This is a genomic window from Pseudomonas sp. MWU13-2100, from assembly GCF_023242365.1.
Classification (GTDB): Bacteria; Pseudomonadota; Gammaproteobacteria; order Pseudomonadales; family Pseudomonadaceae; genus Aquipseudomonas.
Genome location: NZ_JALLIX010000002.1, coordinates 173,198 through 195,331, shown reverse-complemented (window position 1 = coordinate 195,331; position 22,134 = coordinate 173,198). Strand labels below are relative to the sequence as shown.

At 61.8% G+C, this 22,134-nt stretch carries 19 protein-coding genes and 3 pseudogenes; 10 read left to right on the top strand and 12 right to left on the bottom strand.

Annotation, left to right across the window (positions count from 1 at the left end; genetic code table 11):
• Positions 1-46 precede the first annotated feature (46 nt).
• Positions 47-1,078: a threonine ammonia-lyase, biosynthetic gene (ilvA, locus tag M5B99_RS02485; RefSeq protein ID WP_248802482.1), complete on the top strand. Its 1,032-nt coding sequence runs from the start codon at positions 47-49 to the stop codon at positions 1,076-1,078.
• 11 nt (positions 1,079-1,089) lie between these two features.
• On the opposite strand, the gene eco is transcribed toward ilvA, so the two are convergent.
• A complete protein-coding gene (eco, locus tag M5B99_RS02480) occupies positions 1,090-1,572 on the bottom strand; it encodes a serine protease inhibitor ecotin (protein ID WP_248802481.1) in 483 nt (160 codons plus the stop codon).
• A 426-nt stretch (positions 1,573-1,998) separates the two neighbouring features.
• On the opposite strand from eco, the gene M5B99_RS02475 reads away from it, so the two are divergent.
• Positions 1,999-2,268: a DUF1652 domain-containing protein gene (locus M5B99_RS02475; RefSeq protein WP_248802480.1), complete on the top strand. Its 270-nt coding sequence runs from the start codon at positions 1,999-2,001 to the stop codon at positions 2,266-2,268.
• A gap of 165 nt (positions 2,269-2,433) precedes the next feature.
• Complete coding sequence (pgm, locus tag M5B99_RS02470) at positions 2,434-4,080, top strand: phosphoglucomutase (alpha-D-glucose-1,6-bisphosphate-dependent) (protein WP_248802479.1); 1,647 nt, start codon at positions 2,434-2,436, stop codon at positions 4,078-4,080.
• A 119-nt stretch (positions 4,081-4,199) separates the two neighbouring features.
• On the opposite strand, the gene M5B99_RS02465 is transcribed toward pgm, so the two are convergent.
• Positions 4,200-4,898 carry a pirin family protein gene (locus M5B99_RS02465; protein WP_248802478.1) on the bottom strand — a complete coding sequence of 233 codons (699 nt, stop codon included), beginning with the start codon at positions 4,896-4,898 and terminating at the stop codon, positions 4,200-4,202.
• Between the two features lie 271 nt (positions 4,899-5,169).
• Here M5B99_RS02465 and M5B99_RS02460 point away from each other — a divergent pair, with 271 nt between their 5' ends.
• The gene (locus M5B99_RS02460; protein WP_248802477.1) at positions 5,170-7,635 is read left to right on the top strand and encodes a UvrD-helicase domain-containing protein; all 2,466 of its coding nucleotides are present in this window, start codon (positions 5,170-5,172) and stop codon (positions 7,633-7,635) included.
• Between the two features lie 168 nt (positions 7,636-7,803).
• On the opposite strand, the gene M5B99_RS02455 is transcribed toward M5B99_RS02460, so the two are convergent.
• Positions 7,804-8,076 (bottom strand): DUF1652 domain-containing protein, encoded by a 273-nt coding sequence (locus tag M5B99_RS02455; protein WP_248802476.1) that lies wholly within the window; start codon positions 8,074-8,076, stop codon positions 7,804-7,806.
• A 180-nt stretch (positions 8,077-8,256) separates the two neighbouring features.
• Between M5B99_RS02455 and M5B99_RS30120 the strand changes: the two are divergent.
• From M5B99_RS30120 to M5B99_RS30110, 3 genes and pseudogenes are all read left to right on the top strand, one after another.
• Positions 8,257-8,607 (top strand): annotated as a pseudogene (locus M5B99_RS30120) (helix-turn-helix domain-containing protein); the annotation flags it as partial.
• Positions 8,608-9,011: 404 nt separating this feature from the next.
• A pseudogene (locus M5B99_RS30115) lies at positions 9,012-9,731 on the top strand (MCP four helix bundle domain-containing protein); the annotation flags it as partial.
• Between the two features lie 42 nt (positions 9,732-9,773).
• Positions 9,774-10,637, top strand: a complete 864-nt coding sequence (locus M5B99_RS30110) for a methyl-accepting chemotaxis protein (protein WP_412548687.1) — start codon at positions 9,774-9,776, stop codon at positions 10,635-10,637.
• 48 nt (positions 10,638-10,685) lie between these two features.
• On the opposite strand, the gene M5B99_RS02435 is transcribed toward M5B99_RS30110, so the two are convergent.
• The 9 genes from M5B99_RS02435 to M5B99_RS02395 all read right to left on the bottom strand — a co-directional run bounded on the left by M5B99_RS02435 (position 10,686) and on the right by M5B99_RS02395 (position 19,625).
• Complete coding sequence (locus M5B99_RS02435) at positions 10,686-11,663, bottom strand: NAD(P)-dependent oxidoreductase (protein WP_248802474.1); 978 nt, start codon at positions 11,661-11,663, stop codon at positions 10,686-10,688.
• Positions 11,664-11,682: 19 nt separating this feature from the next.
• Entirely contained in the window at positions 11,683-12,981 is a 1,299-nt protein-coding gene (locus M5B99_RS02430) for an MFS transporter (protein WP_248802473.1), read from the bottom strand.
• Between the two features lie 62 nt (positions 12,982-13,043).
• A complete protein-coding gene (locus M5B99_RS02425) occupies positions 13,044-13,997 on the bottom strand; it encodes a sugar kinase (RefSeq protein ID WP_248802472.1) in 954 nt (317 codons plus the stop codon).
• Positions 13,990-14,778, bottom strand: a complete 789-nt coding sequence (locus M5B99_RS02420; RefSeq protein WP_248802471.1) for a sugar phosphate isomerase/epimerase family protein — start codon at positions 14,776-14,778, stop codon at positions 13,990-13,992. The genes M5B99_RS02425 and M5B99_RS02420 overlap by 8 nt, the downstream gene beginning before the upstream one ends.
• Before the next feature lie 72 nt (positions 14,779-14,850).
• Positions 14,851-15,879: a LacI family DNA-binding transcriptional regulator gene (locus tag M5B99_RS02415; RefSeq protein ID WP_318654554.1), complete on the bottom strand. Its 1,029-nt coding sequence runs from the start codon at positions 15,877-15,879 to the stop codon at positions 14,851-14,853.
• 104 nt (positions 15,880-15,983) lie between these two features.
• Entirely contained in the window at positions 15,984-16,913 is a 930-nt protein-coding gene (locus M5B99_RS02410; protein ID WP_248802470.1) for an alpha/beta hydrolase, read from the bottom strand.
• A gap of 118 nt (positions 16,914-17,031) precedes the next feature.
• Positions 17,032-17,973 (bottom strand): choline ABC transporter substrate-binding protein, encoded by a 942-nt coding sequence (locus M5B99_RS02405; RefSeq protein WP_248802469.1) that lies wholly within the window; start codon positions 17,971-17,973, stop codon positions 17,032-17,034.
• Positions 17,974-18,110: 137 nt separating this feature from the next.
• The gene (locus M5B99_RS02400; RefSeq protein ID WP_248802468.1) at positions 18,111-18,722 is read right to left on the bottom strand and encodes a LysE family translocator; all 612 of its coding nucleotides are present in this window, start codon (positions 18,720-18,722) and stop codon (positions 18,111-18,113) included.
• 51 nt (positions 18,723-18,773) lie between these two features.
• On the bottom strand, positions 18,774-19,625 hold the full coding sequence (locus tag M5B99_RS02395; protein WP_248802467.1) for an AraC family transcriptional regulator: 852 nt from the start codon (positions 19,623-19,625) through the stop codon (positions 18,774-18,776).
• A gap of 125 nt (positions 19,626-19,750) precedes the next feature.
• On the opposite strand from M5B99_RS02395, the pseudogene M5B99_RS02390 reads away from it, so the two are divergent.
• The 3 genes and pseudogenes from M5B99_RS02390 to M5B99_RS02380 form a co-directional block, all read left to right on the top strand.
• Positions 19,751-19,825, top strand: a pseudogene (locus M5B99_RS02390) (hypothetical protein); the annotation flags it as partial.
• Between the two features lie 380 nt (positions 19,826-20,205).
• On the top strand, positions 20,206-21,654 hold the full coding sequence (locus tag M5B99_RS02385; protein WP_248802466.1) for a serralysin family metalloprotease: 1,449 nt from the start codon (positions 20,206-20,208) through the stop codon (positions 21,652-21,654).
• Between the two features lie 51 nt (positions 21,655-21,705).
• Complete coding sequence (locus M5B99_RS02380; RefSeq protein WP_248802465.1) at positions 21,706-22,101, top strand: AprI/Inh family metalloprotease inhibitor; 396 nt, start codon at positions 21,706-21,708, stop codon at positions 22,099-22,101.
• The last annotated feature ends 33 nt before the right edge of the window (positions 22,102-22,134 follow it).

The following is a 22,134-nucleotide window of genomic DNA, read 5'->3' as shown; positions in this document are numbered from 1 at the left end:
GGTTTTTTGTTTGTCTCCGAGGCCAACCGTTCACCCGGAGACCGCCATGCCCAGCACCGTAACCCTTAGCCTGGAACCTGCTACCCATACCCACCTGCTTGGCGACTATGTGCGCAAGATCCTCGCCGCGCCGGTCTACGACCTGGCAATCCGTACCCCGTTGCAAGTGGCCCCGGCGTTGTCCCTGGCCCTGGGCAACCAGATCCTGCTCAAGCGCGAGGACCTGCAACCGACCTTCTCCTTCAAGATCCGTGGCGCCTACAACAAGCTGGTCCAGCTCAGCGAGGTCCAGCGTCGCCGGGGCGTGGTCACGGCCTCGGCCGGCAATCACGCCCAGGGTGTGGCCCTGGCGGCTCGGACCCTGGGGATCCAGGCGACCATCGTCATGCCCACCAGTACGCCGGAACTGAAAGTGCAGGGCGTGCGCAGCCGCGAGGCCACGGCGGTGCTACATGGGGAGAGCTTTCCGTTCGCCCTGGCCCATGCCCTGCAACTGGCGGAGGAGCGTGGCTATACCTTTGTCTCACCGTTCGACGATGCGGATGTGATCGCCGGACAGGGCACCGTCGCGATGGAGTTGCTCAACCAGCACCCAGGGCCACTGGATGCGATCTTCGTCCCGGTGGGCGGTGGCGGGCTGATCGCCGGCATCGCCGCCTACGTCAAATACTTGCGGCCGGAGGTGCGCATCATCGGCGTGGAGTCGGAGCACTCCAGCTGCCTGCAGGCGGCACTAAGGGCGGGAGAGCGGGTAGTGTTGCCCACGGTCGGAACTTTTGCCGATGGCGTGGCCGTGGCGCAGATCGGCGCGTGCGGCTTTGCAGTCTGTCGTGAATATGTCGATGAGGTCATCACCGTCAGCAACGACCAGCTGTGCCGCGCGATCAAGGACATCTATGACGATACCCGCTCCATCACCGAACCTTCCGGTGCGTTGGCGGTGGCGGGCATCAAGCAGTACGTGGCGGCGCATGGGCTACGCGGCCAGACCCTGGTGGCGATCAACTCGGGGGCCAACATCAACTTCGACAGCCTGCGCCACGTTGCCGAGCGCGCGGCCCTGGGCGGGGCCGCGTGACTCAGGGCGAGCTACTCGCGGCTGGCGGGCTTGATCAGCTTGGAGGGCGTCCAGATCCGATAACGGATCTGGAGGTCGTCGGGCGCGTAGATCACCAATGGCAGCTTGCTGTTGTAACGCAGCATGTAGCCTTCGCCGATCACCGGGACGAAGTCTTTTTTCGTCTTGCTGCCGGGCGGGCAGGCCATCAGGGTGGACATCGGTCCGGTGACTTTCTCCAGGCGATAATAGGAGTAGCTCCAGCCCTCGAGGTTTTTCTCGTCCAGGTTGCCGCCCAGGCGCTTGGTGTTGCAATCGACGGGCATGACCTTGCCGGCGATGATCTCGACCCGGTGGTCGGAGTCCTTGGTCATCTTCGGTACGCGAATGACCGAACGGATGAAACCGTCTTCGGCCTTGGGAAACGGCGCCAGGTCGGCTTTGTCGGCGGCGAATGCGCCAGTGGTAGTGGTTAGCGCCAGCAGGAAGGTTGCGGCGATAGTCGTCGAATTCATGAGCTCTCGTTGCCCTGTCATGAGGGGGACTCCCTCGTTTGATGGATGCGGTGGCGGCACCTTGCCGAATGACACTGGCATTGGATGCCGGTCCAGGCCAGGGGCGTTTGCCACGATACCGGCAAACTGTCCGACCCTAGAAGGCATTTAATGCATTTTGCATTGGCGCACGGGCCTATTAGTGCCTTAATACATCGATTTTTCCAACAAACAATAATTCATCTTGTTTCGGCACGTTGAGTGCAAGGTCATTGTGTCGGATTGTCAGACGAATAACCTTAACGGTCCGCGTGAAAAGGCCTAATCTAAAAGTCGGTGTCGTCCTCCAAGGCTGGAACGGGCGCCCGCCTGAAACGCAGATGTGAATGGCTAACCCTGGCTGTTCTGCCAAAGACCTGGCCGTCTCACATAAAGGAGAGAGTCGCCATGCAAGTATTGTCCACGTTGGAGTTACGCAACATCATCGAGAGCAGTTTCCTGCCCACGCGCTGCCAATGCAGCCTGGGAGCGGACGAGTCGTTGACGGTCAAAGTCTTCGATCAAAAATCCGAACGGGTGGACCTGGTGGTTACCGGCATCCAGGCTTCCAGACTGGATAGCAGCCGGGCCATTTCCGAGCTGATTGCAGGGCTGCGCTTCGACCTGAAAAATCATCAGGTCGCCGCTCTTGGCGAAGTGAAAACCCGGGCGCGCTAACGCGCCGGTTCATTTGCGCTCACCGAAACACGCGCTTTCCCGGCCTGGGGGAGCGCGTACCGTATGGAAAATATTCACGTCAACGGATAGAACTCTTAACGTCAGTGTCGAACTGCCAGTAAACTGCGCGTCTTCCCCCGTACCATCCATCTCCAGAGGTTTTGCATGACACTCAGTCCTTTTGCGGGCAAGCCGGCACCGGCACAGTTGCTGGTTGATATCCCGCGACTGGTTTCGGCCTATTACACCGGCCAGCCCGATGCGGCGATCTCCACCCAGCGCGTGGCCTTCGGCACCTCCGGGCATCGTGGTAATTCATTCGAGCTGAGTTTCAACGAGTGGCATGTCCTGGCCATCAGCCAGGCCATCTGTCTGTACCGCCAGGCCCAGGGGATCGACGGTCCGCTGTTCGTCGGCATCGATACCCACGCCCTGTCGACGCCGGCCGGCGCCAGCGCGCTGGAAGTGTTCGCCGCCAATGGCGTGGAAACCATGATCGCCGCCGCCGACGAGTACACGCCGACGCCCGCGGTGTCCCATGCGATCATCTGCTACAACCGCGGCCGCACCGCGGGCCTGGCGGACGGCGTGGTCATCACCCCGTCCCACAACCCGCCGGAAAGTGGCGGCTTCAAGTACAACCCGCCCAATGGCGGTCCGGCCGATACCCATGTCACCAAGTGGATCGAGGCCAAGGCCAATGAACTACTGGCCAACCGTCTGGCCGGCGTGAAACGCGTGAGCTACGAACAGGCGCTCAAGGCCAGCACCACCCATCGCCACGACTACCTCAATACCTACGTGGCCGATCTGATCAATGTCATCGACCTGGATGCCATCCGCTCCGCCGACCTGCGCCTGGGCGTGGACCCGCTGGGTGGGGCCGGGGTGCGCTACTGGTCGGCGATTGCCGAGCACTATCGGTTGAACCTGGAAGTGGTCAACACCGAAGTCGACCCGACCTTTCGCTTCATGTGCGTGGACTGGGACGGCAAGATCCGCATGGACCCGTCCTCCAGCCATGCAATGCAGGGCCTGATCGGTTTGAAAGAACGGTTCGACGTGGCTTTTGCCTGCGACCCGGACCATGACCGCCATGGCATCGTTACCCCATCCGGTGGCCTGTTGGCACCGAACAACTACCTGGCGGTGTCCATCGATTACCTGTTCCAGAACCGTCCGCAGTGGCGCCGCGACGCGGCGGTGGGCAAGACCGTGGTCAGCAGCGGCCTGATCGATCGGGTCGCGGCCCGCCTGGGTCGGCGCCTGTACGAAGTGCCGGTGGGTTTCAAGTGGTTCGCCGACGGCCTGTTCGACGGCTCCCTCGGCTTTGGTGGCGAGGAGAGTGCGGGCGCGTCGTTCCTGCGCAAGGACGGCAGCGTCTGGACCACCGACAAGGATGGTCTGATCCCGGCCCTGCTGGCGGCGGAAATGACCTCGCGCACCGGTCGTGACCCGAGCCAGATCTACCGCGGCCTGACCGATGAGTTGGGCGAGCCGTTCTCCGTGCGCGTCGATGCCAAGGCGACGCCGGCGCAGAAGGCCCTGTTGAGCAAGCTGGCGCCGGAGCAGGTGACGTCGACGCAACTGGCCGGTGAAGCGATCCAGCGCATCCTCAGTCATGCACCGGGCAACGACCAGGCCATTGGCGGGTTGAAGGTGATGACCGAGAACGGCTGGTTCGCCGCGCGTCCTTCGGGCACCGAGGACATCTACAAGATCTACGCCGAGAGCTTTATCGGTGACGATCACCTCAAGCGTCTGGTGGAAGAAGCCCAGGTGCTGGTGGACGGGGCGATTTCGCCAAACTGATCCTTGAGGCTGCGCGTGACTTTGTGGCAAGCAGGCTTGCCACAAAGCGCTTCAGCTAAGGAAGTTTGCAGCCCGCTCGCCACAGTTGTCGTTCGCCTTTTGTGGTGCCGATCAGTGCATCAAGCCAGGTCCACCAGAATGATTTCGCTGTCCTGCACCGCGGTCACCCGCAGCAGCTGCTCATCAGCCACCGCAACCCCGTCACGTGCCTCGGCACGCAGACCATTGACCTCTATCACCCCCGTGGCCGGTACCAGGTAGGCGCGACGACCGCTGTCCAAGCGGTACTCGGCGCTTTCCCCGGCCTTCAGGTTGGCCGCTACCAGCCGGGCATCGGCGCGAATCCGCAGGCTCTGGTCGTCGCCGGCCTTACCGCTGGCCAGGGTGACGAAACCTTCGCCACGCTCGCCCTTGGGAAACGGCTTGGCCCCCCAGGACGGTGCCGAACCGGCCTCGTTGGGAATGACCCAGATCTGGAAGATCTTGGTCGGCGTCGATTCCAGGTTGTACTCGCTGTGGGCGATCCCGGTCCCGGCACTCATGACCTGGACATCACCGGCTTCGGTGCGGCCCTTGTTGCCGAGGTTGTCCTCGTGGCTGATGGCGCCTTCACGGACATAGGTGATGATTTCCATGTCCCGGTGCGGGTGCTTTGGAAAGCCGGTGCCGGGGGCGATCACGTCGTCGTTCCAGACCCGCAGGTTGCCCCAGTTCATGCGTTGCGGATCATGGTACTCGGCGAACGAAAAGTGGTGGTGCGCGTCCAGCCAGCCATGATCAGCGCCGCCCAGGGTCTTGAAGGGTCGAAGTTGCAGCATGAGTCTTCTCCTGTTCAGGTTCGTCATGGGCCGGCAGGAGCCGGGGCAGGACGGTAACCGGTGGTTGATGGCAGCGATCATCTATTAAATTGATATCGATAAAAAGCGTAAAAAATGCCTTAAATCAATCGCATTATTTGATATTTATAGTTGTCTCCCGACTTTCAATTCGTCGCCTAAATGGCTGATCGACAAGCAATTGACTAGAACTCCGAACGTAATGGAGCGACCATAGACCTTTCGCCTAGACCGTCGCTTACCTGGAGTCAGCGTGCCATCACCGACACCCGAACCGCCTGCCGAACTTTCCTCCCTGGCTCAATTGCCCCTGTTCAAGCGCTTGCTGGCCAAGTTGCTGGGCGGCGGACTGAGCCGTCTGCGTGCCCAGCACGCGGCGTCCTGGTTGCAGGGCCAGGCCGACGGCTTTCGTAGCGGCCACGGCGCAGGCGTCGAGTACGGTTACGACGAGGGACGACGCGACGGCCTGGAGGAGGGGCGCCAGGTCCTGCTGATCCGCGATACGCGGCCGCTGGAGCATCGCGCGCCCGGGGTCGACGATAACCTGTTCGACGACTGGCGTCTGCCGCTGACGGCGGAGTTGAAGAAGCGGATCAAGGCCGATGTGGCCCGGCTCCTGCCCGCACAAGCGCAGCCCAGTGCGGCGCAATGGAAAATGATCTTCAGCGACACGCCGTCGACGGCGGTGATCGCTGGCGCCGGTGCCGGCAAGTCGACTTCGCTGGTGCTGCGTATCCTGCTGCTGACCCACTACCTGGGCTTCGAGCTGGACGCGATGACCGTGGTGACCTTCACCCGGGAGTCGCGCAAGGACTTCATGGCCAAGCTTGTGGAGGTCATGGGCCTCTGGGGGCATGTGCTCAGCCCTCGGGATGCCCGTGACGTGGTACGCACCTTTCACTCGCGGATTCTGCCCATGGTCCGCAGCCTGCCAGGTTTCAGTCAGTTGCAGGCGTTCGAGAATCTCAGTGAGCGCAATCTGTTCGCCGAGGAAGGTGCCGACAGCAACCCGTTCGACCTGCGGATCAACGACGCCCAGCGCCAGCAACTGAATGCCTGCTATCAACGTTTGCATACCGACAATCCGCGTTTTCGCGAGGTGCTGGTGCCGCTCTACAAGCAGGCCCTGCAACTGCGGGAGCTGGATCAGGACCACCCGGATGTACGCAAGCGCATGGCCGTCACCGAACTGGCGTCCAAACGTGACGAGGAGCTGTGCGACACCCTGGAGGATTTGTGGTTTCGCGCGGGCGCCTGGCCGATTCCGGGGATTGAGCCGGACCGTGAGGTCATCGAGATCAATGGTTCGCCGTTCCATTGCCATGGTTACATTGCTGAACTGGAGGCCTGGGTGGTGCTGGGCTTCGATCCGCGGGAAAGTCCGCAGATCAGTCGGCCAGGGTCCAGGCTCACAGTGCGCGCCGAATGGGCGGTGAAACGCACGCTGTTTCAAGCTTTCTGTCGTAAGCCATTGATATGGCTGGATAGCTATGAATCGGCAAAGTGTGTCCTGGCCTCTCTGGCTGGAGATGCCACGGCCGGACCCGGCTTCGATTACAAGGTCAAGGGTGAGCTGGCATCCGCGCCACTGCTAGACTGCTTTGTGATGGCCGCCGGCTTTATCGAGAACCTCGGCCTGGATGTGCCTGCCGCCGTGGCGCGGATGAGGTTCGCCGGGGACGATCCGGACCGTTTCTTCTTCGAAGCCCTCAGTCTGTTCTGGAAGGCCCTGGAGACCCATCTGCTGGTCCAGTCGCCACCGATCATGACCTATAACCGCATGTTTTCGCTGTTCGGCGAAAATACCCCGGAAAACCAGGCGCTGCTCAGCGACGAGCTCTTGCGTCCGTTGTCGCACCTGATGATCGACGAGTTCCAGGACGTTTCACCGCAGATCGTCTCCTGGCTACGGGCCAGCCTGCGGGAAATCCGTCGTCGTGGTCCGGCGATGCAGGTCGGTCGCGCGGCCCGGCATTCGTCGCTGTTGTGCGTGGGCGATGACTGGCAGTCCATTTATGGCTGGCGGGGTAGCTCGCCCAAGTACTTCATGGAGTTCAGCAAACAGTTCCCCTCGCCGGCGACTACCCGGGTCATGCTCAGCGACAATTATCGCAGTCATCAGCACATCATCGATGCGGCCGAGCATATCGTCCGGGCGGCACCGGCGATTGCCGGGAAGAAGGCCAAGGCCAGCGGCGAGCCGAAGGAACTGTGGCCGGTCAATGTGCTGGATCGTGACGATGCCGGTTTGGCCGCGCGCTTGGAAGAGCACTACCGGCGTGGCGAAAGTATCTTAATGTTGTTTCGAAAAAGTAGCGATAAGTTACTGATTAATGAGTATATATCTTCTGTAGTTAATGTTGATTCTAGCTTGCCTGCCGAGCAGCGCCGGCTCAGACAACTGACCTATCACAGTGCCAAGGGGTTGCAGGCCGATGTGGTATTCCTGTTGGGCGACTGCCTGCACCTGACCCGTTCGCCCTACAAGAACCAGGTCTATCGCATGGCCGGGCTGGGGGACGAGGGCGATGCCGAGGCCTACGACAATGCGCAGAAGGATGAGATCCTGCGGCTGGCCTACGTCGGCATCACCCGGGCGGTGAAGCACTGCTACTGGTATCTGGACGGGCAGGACGGCCAGGCCACGAACGGGCCGAAGGCCTCGGATCGGGTGGCGGGGGACAAGGCGTTTTTCGCCGATTTACGGGTCAAACCCTGAGGGTTGCGCTGAGCTATCAAGTTGTACAGAGGGGTTGAAAGCACCCGGTAACTTGTGGGAACGGAGCTTGCCCGCGAAGACGCCGGTGAGGACGCCAGAAGCTTCGCGGGCAAGCTCCGCTCCCACAGGTTGTGGTGTTTGGCCTTGACTGGCTGGCAAGCCTTCGAGTCAATTGAGGGCGCGCAGGCTCATGGGCGGTACGAAGGATTCGAGCTCATCCTCAACCGCCTCGATGATCCGTTCCACATCGGCGGCGTTCATCACCGTGGCGCAGGGAATACCGGCGATGGCGATCAGCGTTTCGCCACTGGCCCGGTCGAACAGCCGGGCGACCATGCTGTCTGGCGCATCCATGCTGGCTTCGAAGCCCATGGGATGAAAATGCCAGCGCATCAGTTGGCAAGCGTTGGGGAAGGTCACCTGGCTGAAGACTTTACTCATGTCGCCCACCTGTTTCTTTGAGCGCTTCCTTTTGCTCGCGGGTAGGAACGGCGGGACCTCATGGTCCCACCAGCAGAAGGCTTAAAAATAGCATCCGTTCAATGGGGCAGGAGAGTTTTTTCAAGCCGTTCGGCGATTGTTTTCGTGTAAGTTGATCTGCGTCTATATATCTTGATTCGAGTGCGCCACAAGAGTTTCTACCGCCACGTCAACCAGGCGCGCTTGCAGCACCTGCTGGCGGCGCTGGACCAGGCCGTGCCACCGGTATGCATCGACGAACTGGCGATCGCCGCCGGGTTCAATTCCCTGTCGGCCTTCTACAAGTGCTTTCGCCAGCGCACTGGCCTGTCGCCCAAGGCCTATGCCAGGCCCGACGAGGTCCGGCGGGTTATCGATCGCGAAGGCATCGACTGCGACTACCGCAAGGGTGGGGCTTTGTACTGCGCCGCGCGTTACCCCGAGCAGGAACGCAGCCTGCGCGCCTACCTGGATAAACTTTACAAGCAAGGCCTCGACGAGCGTGACCAACGGCGATATCTGCGTCGCGGTCGGTTTCTCCGGCGATATCCTGCAAGCCGAGATCGAGACCGGAGAATGATTCGCCACAAGCCCACGCTCGCTTGTGGGAGTTCAGTGTTCCCACAAGTTACAGCTCCAGAACATTGAACATGCCTGTACAGTTAATGGCCTATAGCCATGATTTAAAGTGTGCAGGGCAGCAAATGTATCAATGATGAAATATTTGGCGATGCCAAGTCATAGAGTGAAATATTTTTTCAATCCCGCTGAATGAATTCACAACTTCTGCCGATAATCAGTTGTAAGCCCACCGTCGCAGACGAAGAGTGGTGCAACACTGTCGGTATGGCAACTTGCCATCTGACAGGTGTCCGGCATGGAAGCTAGTAGTCCTCACGTCTTATAGAGAACAGCCCATGTCCCTACGAAATATGAATATCGCCCCGCGTGCGTTTCTCGGTTTTGCGTTCATTGCATTGCTGGTGATTGTGCTGGGCGTCTTTTCCCAGACCCGCATGACGGTGATTCGCCAGGCGTCCATTGATATGGAAACGAATCAACTGCCTAGCGTCGGGTTTCTCGGCAATGCGCTCGAAGACGTCCTGCGTATGCGCATCCTGTCTTTTCGCCTGCTGCTCAACCGTGATTCCGCATCCTTGCAGGACACTAATACGCGGGTTGCTGCTCTGGTGGACAAAGTTCGCAAGGACGTGAAGAGTTACGCCGATTTGCCTGCTGAAGGTGAAGAACTGGCCAAGTACAAGGAGTTTTCGGTCACGCTCGACACTTATATTCGGGACCAGAGCCAGATGCTGGAGTTGTCACGGCAGGACAAGATCGAGGACATGCGTAATCTGATCAACAACCAGATCAAGGCCGGTACGGACCTGATGGGGGTACAGCTCAATCAGTTGGTTGAGATCAACAAGGCTGGCGCCAAGGTTGCGTCGGCCCAGGCCGGTGAGCAATACGGCAATGCCAGTTTCGGTATTATCCTGGTCTCGGTGGTGGCGGCGCTGATGACCGTGCTGCTGGCCTGGCTATTGACTCGCAGTATCGTAGTGCCGTTGAACAAGGCTGTCGAGGCGGCTGAAACCATTGCCGGCGGTAACTTGACCAAGGCCATTGCCGTTGAAGGCAAAGATGAGCCGGCCCGTTTGCTCGGCGCGTTGCTGGCAATGCAAGGCAATCTGCGCAAGACCATCGAACAGATCTCCGGTTCGGCCACCCAGTTGGCGTCGGCGGCCGAAGAGCTCAGCGCAGTGACCGAGGAGTCGTCCCGCGGGCTGCAGCAGCAGAACAACGAGATCGAGCAGGCAGCCACGGCGGTCAACGAAATGACCAGCGCAGTCGAAGAAGTGGCGCGCAACGCGGTGTCGACCTCCGAAGCCTCGCAGGAATCCAACCAGGCGGCACGGGAAGGCCGTGACCGGGTGGTCAAGACGGTGGAGGCGATTCAGACCATGACCCAGGACGTACAAAACACCTCGGTGCTGATCGAAGGCCTGGCGACCCAGGGCCGTGACATCGGTCAGGTACTGGACGTGATCCGTGCCATTGCCGAACAGACCAACCTGCTGGCCCTCAACGCCGCCATCGAGGCGGCACGGGCGGGCGAGGCCGGGCGCGGTTTTGCCGTGGTGGCCGACGAAGTGCGGGCGTTGGCCCATCGTACCCAGCAGTCGACCAAGGAGATCGAGCAGATGGTTGCTGGTATCCAGAATGGCACCGGTCAGGCCGTGCAATCGATGCAGCAAAGCAACCAGCGGACCCAGAGTACCCTGGAGATGGCCCGTGCCGCCGGTGTGGCGCTGGAGCAGATCACTCACTCGATCAACCTGATCAACGAGCGCAACCTGGTGATTGCCAGCGCCTCGGAAGAGCAGGCACAGGTTTCCCGCGAAGTGGATCGCAACCTGGTGAATATCCGCGACCTGGCTTCCCAGTCGGCCGCCGGTGCCAATCAGACCAGCGCCGCCAGCCATGAGCTGTCGCGCCTGGCGGTGGACCTCAATGCCATGGTCGCGCGCTTCGTGATCTGACCTTCGAGCGTTGCCGCGCCATGGCAACGCTCGCTGCCGGCATGGGGCTCAGTGTTGGTAGGCCTGGGGATTGACCAGATTCGGTGGGCGTTCTCCGGCCAGGGCCGCGAGCAGATTGTCCACCGCACAGCGTGCCATGGCTTCGCGGGTCTCATAGGTGGCCGAGCCGATATGCGGCGTGGCCACCACATTGGCCAGGTTCAGCAACGGCGAGTTCGGCGCCAGCGGTTCGCGCTCGAACACATCCAGGCCGGCGCCACGGATCTGTCGGTTCTGCAAGGCCTGGATCAGCGCCTGTTCGTCCACCACCTTGCCCCGGGAAATATTGATCAGGATGCTTTCCGGGCGCATCAGGGCCAATTCCCTGGCACCGATCAGCCCCTCGGTCCGAGGGGTCAGCGGTAAGGTCAGGCAGACAAAGTCGGCTTCCTGCAAGAGTTCGTGCAACCCCAGGTAGCGCGCATTGAACTGCTGTTCCGCTTCAGGCCTGGGCGAGTGGCTGTGGTAGAGCACCGGCATGCCGAAGCCGAAATGCCCGCGCCGGGCCAGGGCTTCACCGATACGTCCCATGCCGATGATGCCGAGCTTCTTGCCATGCACATCGGTGCCGAAATGCAGCGGGCCGATGTTCCGGGTCCACTGTCCGTTGCGCACCAGGTTCGCCAACTCCACCACGCGCCGGGCGCTGGCCAGGATCAGGGCGAAGCCGGTGTCGGCGGTGGTTTCGGTGAGCACGTCGGGGGTGTTGCTGAGCAGGATCCGTCGACGGGTCAGGTAATCGATATCGTAATTGTCGACACCTACCGAAACACTGGCGATGGCTTCCAGCCGTGGCGCCAGGTCGAGCAGCGCGGCATCCAGCTTCAGGCTGGCACCGAGCAGGCCACGGGCCTCGGGCAGGGCGGCGCGCAGTTGCGCCTGGCCGTTGTCACCGAGGTCGTCGATCAGGGTGACCTGGGTGTGCTCATGCAGGCGGGCCATCAGCGGGGGCGAGAGCTTCTTGTACAACACTATCGGTTTTTTCATCGGGTTCGCTCGACAGAGTTCAGGGATGGGAGAGCGCACGCGGCCTCGGCAAACCCTTGGGGGCTGCCCGGTCGCTGACGCCGGGATTGAGGAAAACGGTCAGAATCACTGAAAGCAGCAGGGCGCCGCTCATCAGCAGGTAGGAAGCGCCCGGTGAGCCGGTTTCGCTGTTCAGGTAGCCCACCAGGTAGGAGCCGCCGAAGGAACCGAGGGCCCCCATGCTGTTGATCAGCGCCATGGCACCACCGGCGACATTGACCGGGAGGATCTCCGGGACGATGGCAAAGAACGGCCCGTAGGGCGCGTACATGCAGGCGCCGGCGATCACCAGCAGGCTATAGGACCACCAGAAATGTTCCGCGCCCAGGGCGTAGGAGGCATAGAAGGCCACCGAAGCCACCAGCAGCGGCGGCCAGACAAAGCGTTTGCGTCGCTGCAGTTTGTCCGAACCCCAGGACACCGCGAGCATGGCGATCACCGCGGCCAGGTACGGCAACGCCGACAACCAGCCGGCTTCGACCATGTCCATCTTCAAGCCGCTTTTCAGGATCGACGGCAGCCACAGCACAAAGCCGTAGACGCCGATGCTCCAGCAGAAGAACTGCAGGGCGAGGATGATCACCTTGGGTTCGCGGAAGGCCTGCGCATAGTTCTTCACCGCCTTGATGCCGACCTGCTCGGCGGCCAGGGCGTTGTCCAGATCGCTTTTTTCCTTGGCGCTGAGCCAGCTCGCCTGGGCTGGGTGTTCGTCGGCCAGGCGCCACCAGATAAAGGCCCAGATCACCGCCGGCAGGCCTTCGACGATAAACATCCAGCGCCAGCTGAAGTGCTGCACCAGATAACCCGAGGCCACTGACATCCAGAGCATGGTTACCGGATTGCCGAGGATCAGGAAGGTATTGGCCCGCGAGCGTTCGGCGCGGGTGAACCAATAGCACAGATACACCAGTATCGCCGGCATCACGGCGGCTTCGACCACGCCGAGCATGAAGCGGATGCCGATCAGCATATAAGCGTTGGAAACGATGCCGGTGAGGGTGGCCAGGCCGCCCCAGAGAATCAGGCTGACGAAGATCAGCTTTTTCACACTGTGTTTCTGCGCGTAGAGGGCGCCGGGTACCTGGAAGAAGAAGTAGCCGAGAAAGAACAGCGCACCGAGCAACGACGACAGGCCGGGAGTGATGTTGAGGTCGGCGGCCATGCCCGAGGCCGCGGCGAAGCCGTAGTTGGCGCGGTCCAGGTACGCCAGGCTGTAGGTGATGAAAACGATGGGCATGATGTACCACCAGCGGCGGGTGGCGAGTTTCAGCGTATGCATGGTGTGGCTCCTGAGCTTGTTGTTTTTGTCGCAGCAGGTGGCATTCAAAAAAACGGTCTTGCTTAGCCGGCGGATACGGGCCGGCCGGCCGCTGTCAGTTGTTCCCGGGTCGGCAGGCCTTCCATGTCGCCGCGGCTCTGCACCGCCTGGGCACCGATCCAGTTACCGCGCGCCATGGCCTGGGCCACGCTGTGGTTTTCCAGCAGCGCACTGACCACGCCGACGGCGAACGCGTCACCGGCCCCGACCGTGTCCACCACGGTTTGCACTGGCACTGCGGCGACAAAACCCTCGTCCCGCTGGGTCCGGTAATAGGCGCCGTCGGCCCCGAGCTTGATGGCGACGACGGCGGCGCCCTGGTCGAGGTAGAAGGCGGCGATATCGCGCGGCTCCTGGTAGCCGGTCAGCAAGCGACCTTCGCCCAGTCCCGGCAGGACCCAGTGGGCGAGGGCGGCGAGGGCGTTGACGTCCTCGATCATCTGTTTCTCACTGGTCCACAGGTTCGGTCGCAGGTTGGGATCGAAGGACACGCTGCGTCCGGCGGCCGCCATGCGCGTCATCAGTTCGAACGACAGTTCGCGGGCGCTGGCCGACAGGGCGGGAGGAATGCCGGTGGCGTGCAGATGGTCAGCCGTGAGCAACTCTGGGCGGATATCGGCCACTGACAAGTGGCTGGCGGCCGAGCCCCGGCGGAAATATTCCACCTGCGGGTCCTGGCCCCGGTCTTCCCGGGACTTGAGTTGAAAACCGGTGGGATAGCGTGGGTCAATGTCGACGTAATCGCAGTGCAGGCCTTCGCCTTGCAGGGTGTCGATGACGAAGCGCCCGAGGGAGTCGGCGCCGACCCGGCTCAGCCAATTGACCTTGAAGCCCAGACGCGCCAAGCCAATGGCGACGTTGCTGTCAGCTCCGGCGATGCGCTTGTGGAAGTGTCCGACCCGGGCCAGGTCGCCGGTTTGTTCGGCGACGAACATCGCCATGGTTTCGCCGAACGAGAGGATTTCGATCTCAGGCATGGGCGGTTTCCTCCATGGCGCGGCCCAGGCGGGCGAGGTTGTGCACCTGTTGGCGGGTAACGGCCAGCAGGTCGTCGCCCAGCAGTGGGTATTCCACGGCCCTGGTTACGCCTTGACTCATCTGGCCCAGCAAAGGTTCCCACAGATCCAGGTCGAGGGCGCTCGGTGGCAGGGCGACGAGCCTGCCATCCGCGCACCGGGCCACGGCCTTGCAGTGCAGGTAGTCGACATGCCGGCCGAGCAGGCGCGCGGCGCTGCTGGCGGATTGGTCCTGCCAGTGCCAGTTGCCGATATCAAAGGTCATTTTCACCGGCAGGCGCTGTTGCTCGACCTGATCGAAAAAGCGCAGCAGAGGTTCGATGCGTCCGCCCTGGGTGGTCTGGTCGTTCTCCACCAGCAAGCGCAGCGGTGATGCCGAGAGCAATCCAGCCAGTGCCGACAGGTCGCAGTTTTCGCTGAAGTAGCCCAGGGAGACTTTCAGCCAGCGCGCGCCAAAGGCTTCGGCGCGTTGCAGGGTCGCCGCCAGTTGCGGGTCGGGGCGCGACTGGCCAGCGGGCCATAACTCCAGGGGCGAAGAGTAGGCACACTCCAGGCCCATGGCCGCCGCATGGCTAGCAAAGCGCTGCGGATCCTCATCGCTCAGCAGTTCTTCGCGAACCTCTATCCGGCGGGCGCCGGCCTCGACCAGCAGTTCGATAAAGCTTTCCTGGCCACGTTCTCGAACCAGTGTCGCGCCATAGCTGGAGAGGCTGATGGAGACGGGAAACAGCTGTTCTTTCATGGTTGTTGTACCTCTGAAACCGGTTTCATTTTTGCCCGGGCACTTACCGCGTGATTCAGATGCCGCAATACTTCAGGCCAATTTTGTACGTTGGGTGGAGCCGCGGACGATCAGCTGCGCGGGAAAATCGAGGACCCTGGCGGCGCCTTTGTCGCCCCGCAGGCGCTTGAACAGACAGTCGAAGGCATGGGCGCCGATCTGCTGCGTGGGCTGGGCGAGGGCAGTGATGCCGCTACCGACCAGCGGGAACCATTCCAGGTCGTCGAGGGCGATCAGGCCGATATCGTTGAAAAGGTTGCAGCCCAGGTCACGCAGGGCCTGTACGCAGGCCAGGGCGGCGATGCCGTTGGCACAGAACAGCGCCTTGGGACCGGCGCCTGGTGTGGCCAGGAAGTCTTGCAACTGAAGCTGCAATGACTCGCCGGTATGGCCGATGCTACCGCTCAGAGCGCCACGCCTGGCGATCTCGAGGTTGAAATGCTCGATCCGTTCCAGTCGCGAACTGGTGCCGTCGAGGGGTTCGCTGACCAGCATCAGGTCGCGGTAACCTTGTTCTTCGAGGTGCTCGACGGCACTGCGCACGGCGGTACCGTTGTCGAGGCCGACCAGGTCGCTGTCCAACTGCTCGACCTTGCGGTCCACCAGCACCACCGGCATTTCCCGCTGCAGTTCCTGCAGTTCTTCGAGGTGATGACCGAGGGTATTGAGAATCAGGCCTTCGATGTTGTACGAACGCAGCGCCGCCAGATGCAGGCGTTCCTGCTGATCGTCGCGGTCGGTATTGCACACCACCAGGCTGTAGCCATGGGCACGGCAGGCGGTTTCCACGCCATGCATCACGGCAATCGAATAAGGGTTGCGGATATCGGCCACCAGCATGCCGATCAGACGCGTGCGTCCGCGCTTCAGGCCGCGAGCCATCTGGTTCGGGCGGTAGCCCAGTTCGCCGATCGCCTGCTCGATACGCAGGGCGATGGCTTCGGAGAGCAGGGCGCGGTCATCGCCGATAAAACGCGACACACTGGCCTTGGAGACCCCGGCGCGTTCAGCGACATCGAGCATGGTCACGCGGCTGCGTTGGGCAGCGGAAAAACTGTTCACGGCCTGAAACCTTTTCTTGGAGTTATCAGCAGGCGGTTGCTGTACTGGTACTGAAACCGGTTTCAGAAGAACTCAAGGCAAGGTCGGTCGTCAAGTAACTTTTGCTACAGGTCCAGGGACCGGCGCAGGGCGGCGAGGAGTTTTTCGTAGAGCCGATCGACTTCCGGTGCGATGCCCCGGGCCCGCAGGCAACCATGCACCAGGCCGTGACCGGGATGGAAGTCCACGCCGACGCCGGCCGCTTGCAGGCGCTCGCTGTACTGCACGCCGTCATCGCGCAAGGGGTCGAATTGCGCCACGGCGATAAACGCCGGGGCCAACCCTCGCAGATCAGTGGCCTGCAACGGCATCGCATAGGCCGAGGGCTTGTCCGGACCCGGCAGGTACAACGCGTGATAGCAGTGCACATCGCTGGTGCTGAGCAGTGGGGCGTCGGCGCATTCGGTGCGCGAGGGCAGCCGGTCGTCGCCACCCAGTCCCGGGTAGATCAGGGCCTGCAGCCGCGGCTGCGCTTGCCCGGCATCGCGCAGCGCCAGGCATACGGCGGCGGCCAGATTGCCGCCGGCGCTGTCGCCGGCAACCGCCATGCGTTGCGGGTCCAGTTGCCAGGTTGCGGCACTGGCCTGCAAGCCGCGCCACACCGCCAGGCAATCATCGAAGGCGGCGGGAAAGGGGTGTTCCGGTGCCAGTCGATAGTCGACGGCGATGACCACGGCATTGAGCAGGGAGGCCAGTTCAGCGGTGATGAAATCGTGGGAGTCGAGGTCGCCGACCACCCAGCCACCACCGTGCAGGTAGACCACGCAGGGCCAGCCATCGGCCGGTGTTGCTGAAGTCGGGCGGTATTGACGCACGGGCACCTGGCCGATCAGTTGTTCGTTGACGCTGATGTTCGCCGGACGCGCCGGAGTAAATGCCCGACACATCTCGCTGTAGCCGTTGCGCAGGCCATTGATCGTGCTGTCCGGGTAGTTGAAATCAAGGGTCTTGGCGACAAAGGCGCTGAGTTCGGGGGAAAGCGGGTAGTCGGTCATGCGCAGTCTCAGTCCTGTACCAGGGGGCGGGAGAGCCCGTGGCGGCGGTCTTGAGGGCCACTTCGCGGGCAAGCACCGCTCCCACACAAACACCGCCGTTGCGCTCCTACAATTGGCGTTACTTCAAGCTGGCCTGCACGCTCGCCACACCGTCCTTGCCATCGACACTGGTCACGCCGCTCAACCACTTCTGCAGATCTTCCGGGTGATCGCGCAGCCATTTCTTCGCCACGTCCTGGGGCGTCTGGCGCTCCATGATCGGCACCATCAACTGGCTTTCCTGGGCGGCGCTGAAGGTCAGGTTCTCCAGCAGCTTGTTGACGTTCGGGCAGCGCTGGGCGTAGTCCGGGGCGGTGACGGTGGACACGGTAGCCGCGCCTTCGTTGGGCCCGTAGACATCTTCGCTGCCGGTCAGGTATGCGATCTTCATATTGATGTTCATCGGGTGCGGGGTCCAGCCGACGAAGACCACGAACTCCTTGCGATTGACCGCCCGCTGCACCGCCGCGAGCATCCCGGCTTCCCCGGACTCCACCAGGTTGAAGCCCTTGAGGCCGAAGTGATCGGTGTCGATCATGGTCTTGATGGTGGTATTGGCGCCACTGCCGGGCTCGATGCCATAGATCTTGCCGCCGAGCTTGTCCTTGAACTTGGCGATATCGGCGAAGGTCTTCAGCCCCGCGTCAGCCACGTATTGCGGCACGGCGAGGGTGGCCTGGGCGTCGGACAGGCTGGGCTGGGCCAGGACCTTGACCTGATTGGCGGCGATGAAAGGTGCAATGTTCTTGTCCATCGCCGGTTTCCAGTAGCCGAGAAAGATATCCAGGCGCTTGTCACGGATCCCGGCAAAGATGATCTGCTGCACGGCGCTGGTCTGCTTGCTTTCATAGCCCAGTCCGTTGAGCAGCACATCGGCCATGCCACTGGTGGCGATCACGTCGGTCCAGTTGACCACGCCCATGCGCACGGTCTTGCAGGAAGCGTCTTCGGAGGCGAGCACGCTGGTGCTCAGCAGGGCGGTACCGCAGAGGAACAGACAGCTGTTGAACAGTCTTTTCATGATACGCAGGTCTCGCGGCAGGTCGTTTATTGTGGAGTTCGGTGTCTTCACGCACCGTCCGGCCACGTTACGCAGCCGGCTGCTGGCAAAAGCGCACCAGTGCGACCGGCTTTTGCACTGCGGCGACTCCCGCCCCGTTATACCAGCAGGCTCAGCCAGGTCGAAACCAGCAACAACAGCGCCATGCAGCGATTGAAACGCCTCATCGCCAGAGGCGAGCGAAACAGCCGCGCGGAACCGACCCCCAGCATTGCCCACAGGCTCATGCACGGCAACGACACCAGGAAGAACACCAGCGACAGCGACAGCACATGAGCCTGGCGCTCGGCGCCGCTGCCGGCGAACACGCCGACCACCGCCAGGGCCATCATCCAGACCTTCGGGTTGATCAGTTGCAGGCTGGCTGCGCCCAGCAGGCCGAGACGTTTGACCGGGGCCGCGTCCGGGTTGATGTCACTGGCCGGGGCACTGAAGATCTGCCAGGCCAGGTAGCTCAGCCAGGCGATGCCGAGCCATTGCATGCCCGTGCGCACCTGGGGCAACTGTGCCAGGGATCCACCGACACCGCTGCCCACCAGCAGGACGATCACTGCCGCTCCGGCACCGGCACCGAGGATGATCGGCAGCGCCGCCGCGAGGCCGTGGCGGGCACTGTTGCTCAGCACCAGGATGTTGTTCGGCCCGGGGGTGACGGAGGCGACGATGGCGAACAGCATAAAGGGCAGGAGGCTGGAAAAACTGGACAACATGGCGGCGGGCTCCGGGTAAAGATCGATACAGCGATCTTCCGGTGTGCCGCCTCAGGCGTCTGGAAGATTTGAGCAGCGCTTGCGGTAGGCGGCGGGTGTCAGCCCGTAGGCGCGCACGAACCAGCGGCCCAGGTGGCTCTGATCGGCAAAGCCGAGGGTCATGGCAACGTTCGCCGGCGTTTCGCCCCGGGACAGCATTTGCCGGGCCTTGGCCACCCGCAATTGCACCAGGTAGGCGTGGGGTGGCAGGCCGTAGGCGGCCTTGAAGGCGCGGGTCAGGCGGAAGCGGTCGACACCGCAGGCGGCGGCGACCTCATCCAGGCTCAGGTCGTGTTGCAGATGGGCGTGCAGGTACTCGCGGGCGACCTGCGCGACCCGCGGCAGGCGCGGGTCCTCACGGTAGCGGGCGCGCCAGTGCAGATGGTCGGTGAGGCTGTCGAACAAGCGGTCGAGGGCGCTTTGCCGGACAATACGCAATTCCTGGGTGTGAATGGCCTGGAACGCGGCACTGGTCGCCTGGGCCAAGCGGCTGTCGGTGGCCAGGGTGTTGGCAAAGCTCAGTTGGCTGCCCGCAGGAGCCTCTTCGAACAGTGCGCTCAGTTCCCGTTCCAGCCAGTGCGGATCGAGATAGATCGTGCGGTAGGTGAAGCCGCCTTCGGTGGGCGCGTCGCCGTCATGGATCTCGCCGGGTTCGAGCAGGAAGACGTTGCCCGCCAGGCTCTGGTAGCGGGTGCGTCGGCAGTTGAATTGCTGCACGCCTTGTTCGGTAACCCCCACCAGATAGCTGTCGTGCCAGTGGGCATCATAGGCATGGCTATGGCCCTGGAAACGCGCGCGCAGGGTTTCGATGCCGGTGTCCCGGTCCTGGTTCAGGTCGACCCAGTGGTTGATGGTGCTGGACATGGGGTTTCCGGAGTCGTGGTCAATCATGCAGTGCTTCAGTGAATGCTGGCAGCCATGTCCCAGTCTAGAAGATCCGTGCACGGGCTCGACAGTACCCCGATAGGGGAATGGGCGGGTGGGAAGCGAGGGCCCAGCGCCCGGCGCAACGGGTTGCCATCGGTATCGCCCGTACCGGCGGCGGCACCGAGGACTCCAGCGGCGGTGCCGGCGTTAAAAGGCGAAGTTGTCCCGGATGTATTGAGAACGAACGGTCGATCTGGGAATTTATAAGTAATAAAATGACTAACTGGTCATTTATTGATGCACTTCCCATATGCATTCTTGTGACTTGAAGTTTTCCGAAAGTCTGCTTGCAGGAGTCAGCTGTTACTGTCAGAAAAAACTTTCACGACTTTGGTCAATGTTTGTAGGTGTTTTCCGTATTTAGGCGATTTGGTATCAAAAAAAGCGCTGGACGTTTGATTTCAGATTGTGTCAGTTTCTCGCTGCCTCCAAAAAGGGCGAGTGATAGGATGATCTCGCCAAGGGATTGTCGCTATCTGACAAAAACTGTTTCACTTGCAAACAAGGAAGTGTGTTTATGTCGAAAGTCAAAACCAAAGCTATTGTTTCTTCGGATGCGGCACTGGCGGCCAACGGTACCAGTTCCGCCTTTAACCAGATCGATAGCTTCAGCCATCAATACGACCGTGGCGACAACCTCACGGTCAATGGCAAACCCTCCTACTCCGTCGATCAGGCTGCCACGCAATTGCTGCGTGACGGTGCCGCCTGGCACGATTCGAACGGTGACGGCAGGATTGATCTGAGCTACACCTTTCTGACGTCCCCGACCTCGAACTTCAGCGGTCTGGGCGTCACCGGGTTCAGTCAGTTCAGCGCGTTGCAGAAGTCGCAGGCCGTTCTGTCCATGCAATCCTGGGCGGACGTGGCCAATGTGACCTTCACCGAGGCGGCGAAGGGTGGCGACGGTCATATGACCTTCGGTAACTACAGCGGCGGACAGGAAGGCGCGGCCGCATTCGCCTTCCTGCCGGGCACCGAGCCGGGTTTCGACGGCCAGTCCTGGTACCTGACCGGCAGCGGCTACAACGTCAACAAGACGCCTGGCCTGAACAACTATGGTCGTCAGACCCTGACCCATGAGATCGGCCACACCCTTGGCCTGGCTCATCCCGGCGACTACAACGCCGGTGAAGGCAACCCGACCTACAATGACGCGACCTATGGGCAGGACACCCGTGGCTATAGCGTCATGAGCTACTGGAGCGAAAGCAACACCAGCCAGAACTTCAGCAAAGGCGGGGTCGAGGCCTACTCCTCGGGCCCGCTGATGGATGATATCGCGGCGATCCAGAAGCTCTACGGCGCCAACTACAGCACCCGCTCCGGTGATACCACCTACGGCTTCAACTCCAATGCCGGGCGTGACTACATGAGCGCCACCTCGTCTGCGGACAAGCTGGTGTTCTCGGTCTGGGACGGTGGCGGCAACGATACCCTGGACTTCTCCGGGTTCACCCAGAACCAGAAGATCAACCTGCATGACGGCTCGTTCTCCGACGTTGGCGGCATGGTGGGTAATATCTCCATTGCCCAGGGCGTGACGATCGAGAATGCCATTGGCGGTTCGGGCAATGACCTGCTGATCGGCAACGACGCGGCCAACGAACTGCGCGGCGGTGCCGGCAACGACATCCTCTACGGGGCTGGCGGTGCCGACAAGCTCTGGGGCGGTTCGGGCAACGATACCTTCGTGTTCGCCGCGGTTTCCGACTCGGCGCCGAAAGCGGTCGATCGGATCATGGATTTCACCAGTGGCCAGGACAAGATCGATTTGTCCGGGATCACCCATGGTGCGGGCCTGAGCTTCGTCAATGCGTTCACCGGTCACGCCGGCGATGCGGTGCTGACGTATGCCTCGGGCACCAACCTGGGTACCCTGGCGGTGGACTTTTCCGGGCACGGCGTCGCCGATTTCCTGGTGACCACCGTGGGCCAGGCAGCGGTCACGGATATCGTGGCTTGAGTTGATGCGGTAAGGGCAGCGCTGCAGCGCTGCCTTCTGGCCTGGTAGTCCATGTCCATGATCAAGACCTTTGTCCGCAGTACCTATTCGACGTGGCTGATGGCTGCGTTTCTGGCGTTTTCTGGAGAAGTCACCATGGCGAGCAGCCTGCTCATGACCAGCCCCGAGGCCCTTGTCGGCCAGTGGCGGATGTACCCCGAAGGTGAAAAAAACCAGGTCTGCGAGCTTGATCTGGCGCTGCGGTCGCCGCGCTTGAGTGGTGACCTGGAGTGCATCGCCGGCTGGCTGGGCGAGCGTCCGGCCAACTGGGAACCGACCCCCGATGGCCTGTGGCTGTATGGGGGCGAAGGAACCGGCATCGTGCATTTCAATCGGCAGAAGGCGGATCGTTATGAAGTGCGCTTGAAGAATGGAGCCGTCCTGGTACTGATGCGCGATACGCCCTGAGTATTCAGAGGCAAATCGATTAAGCGAGCACTT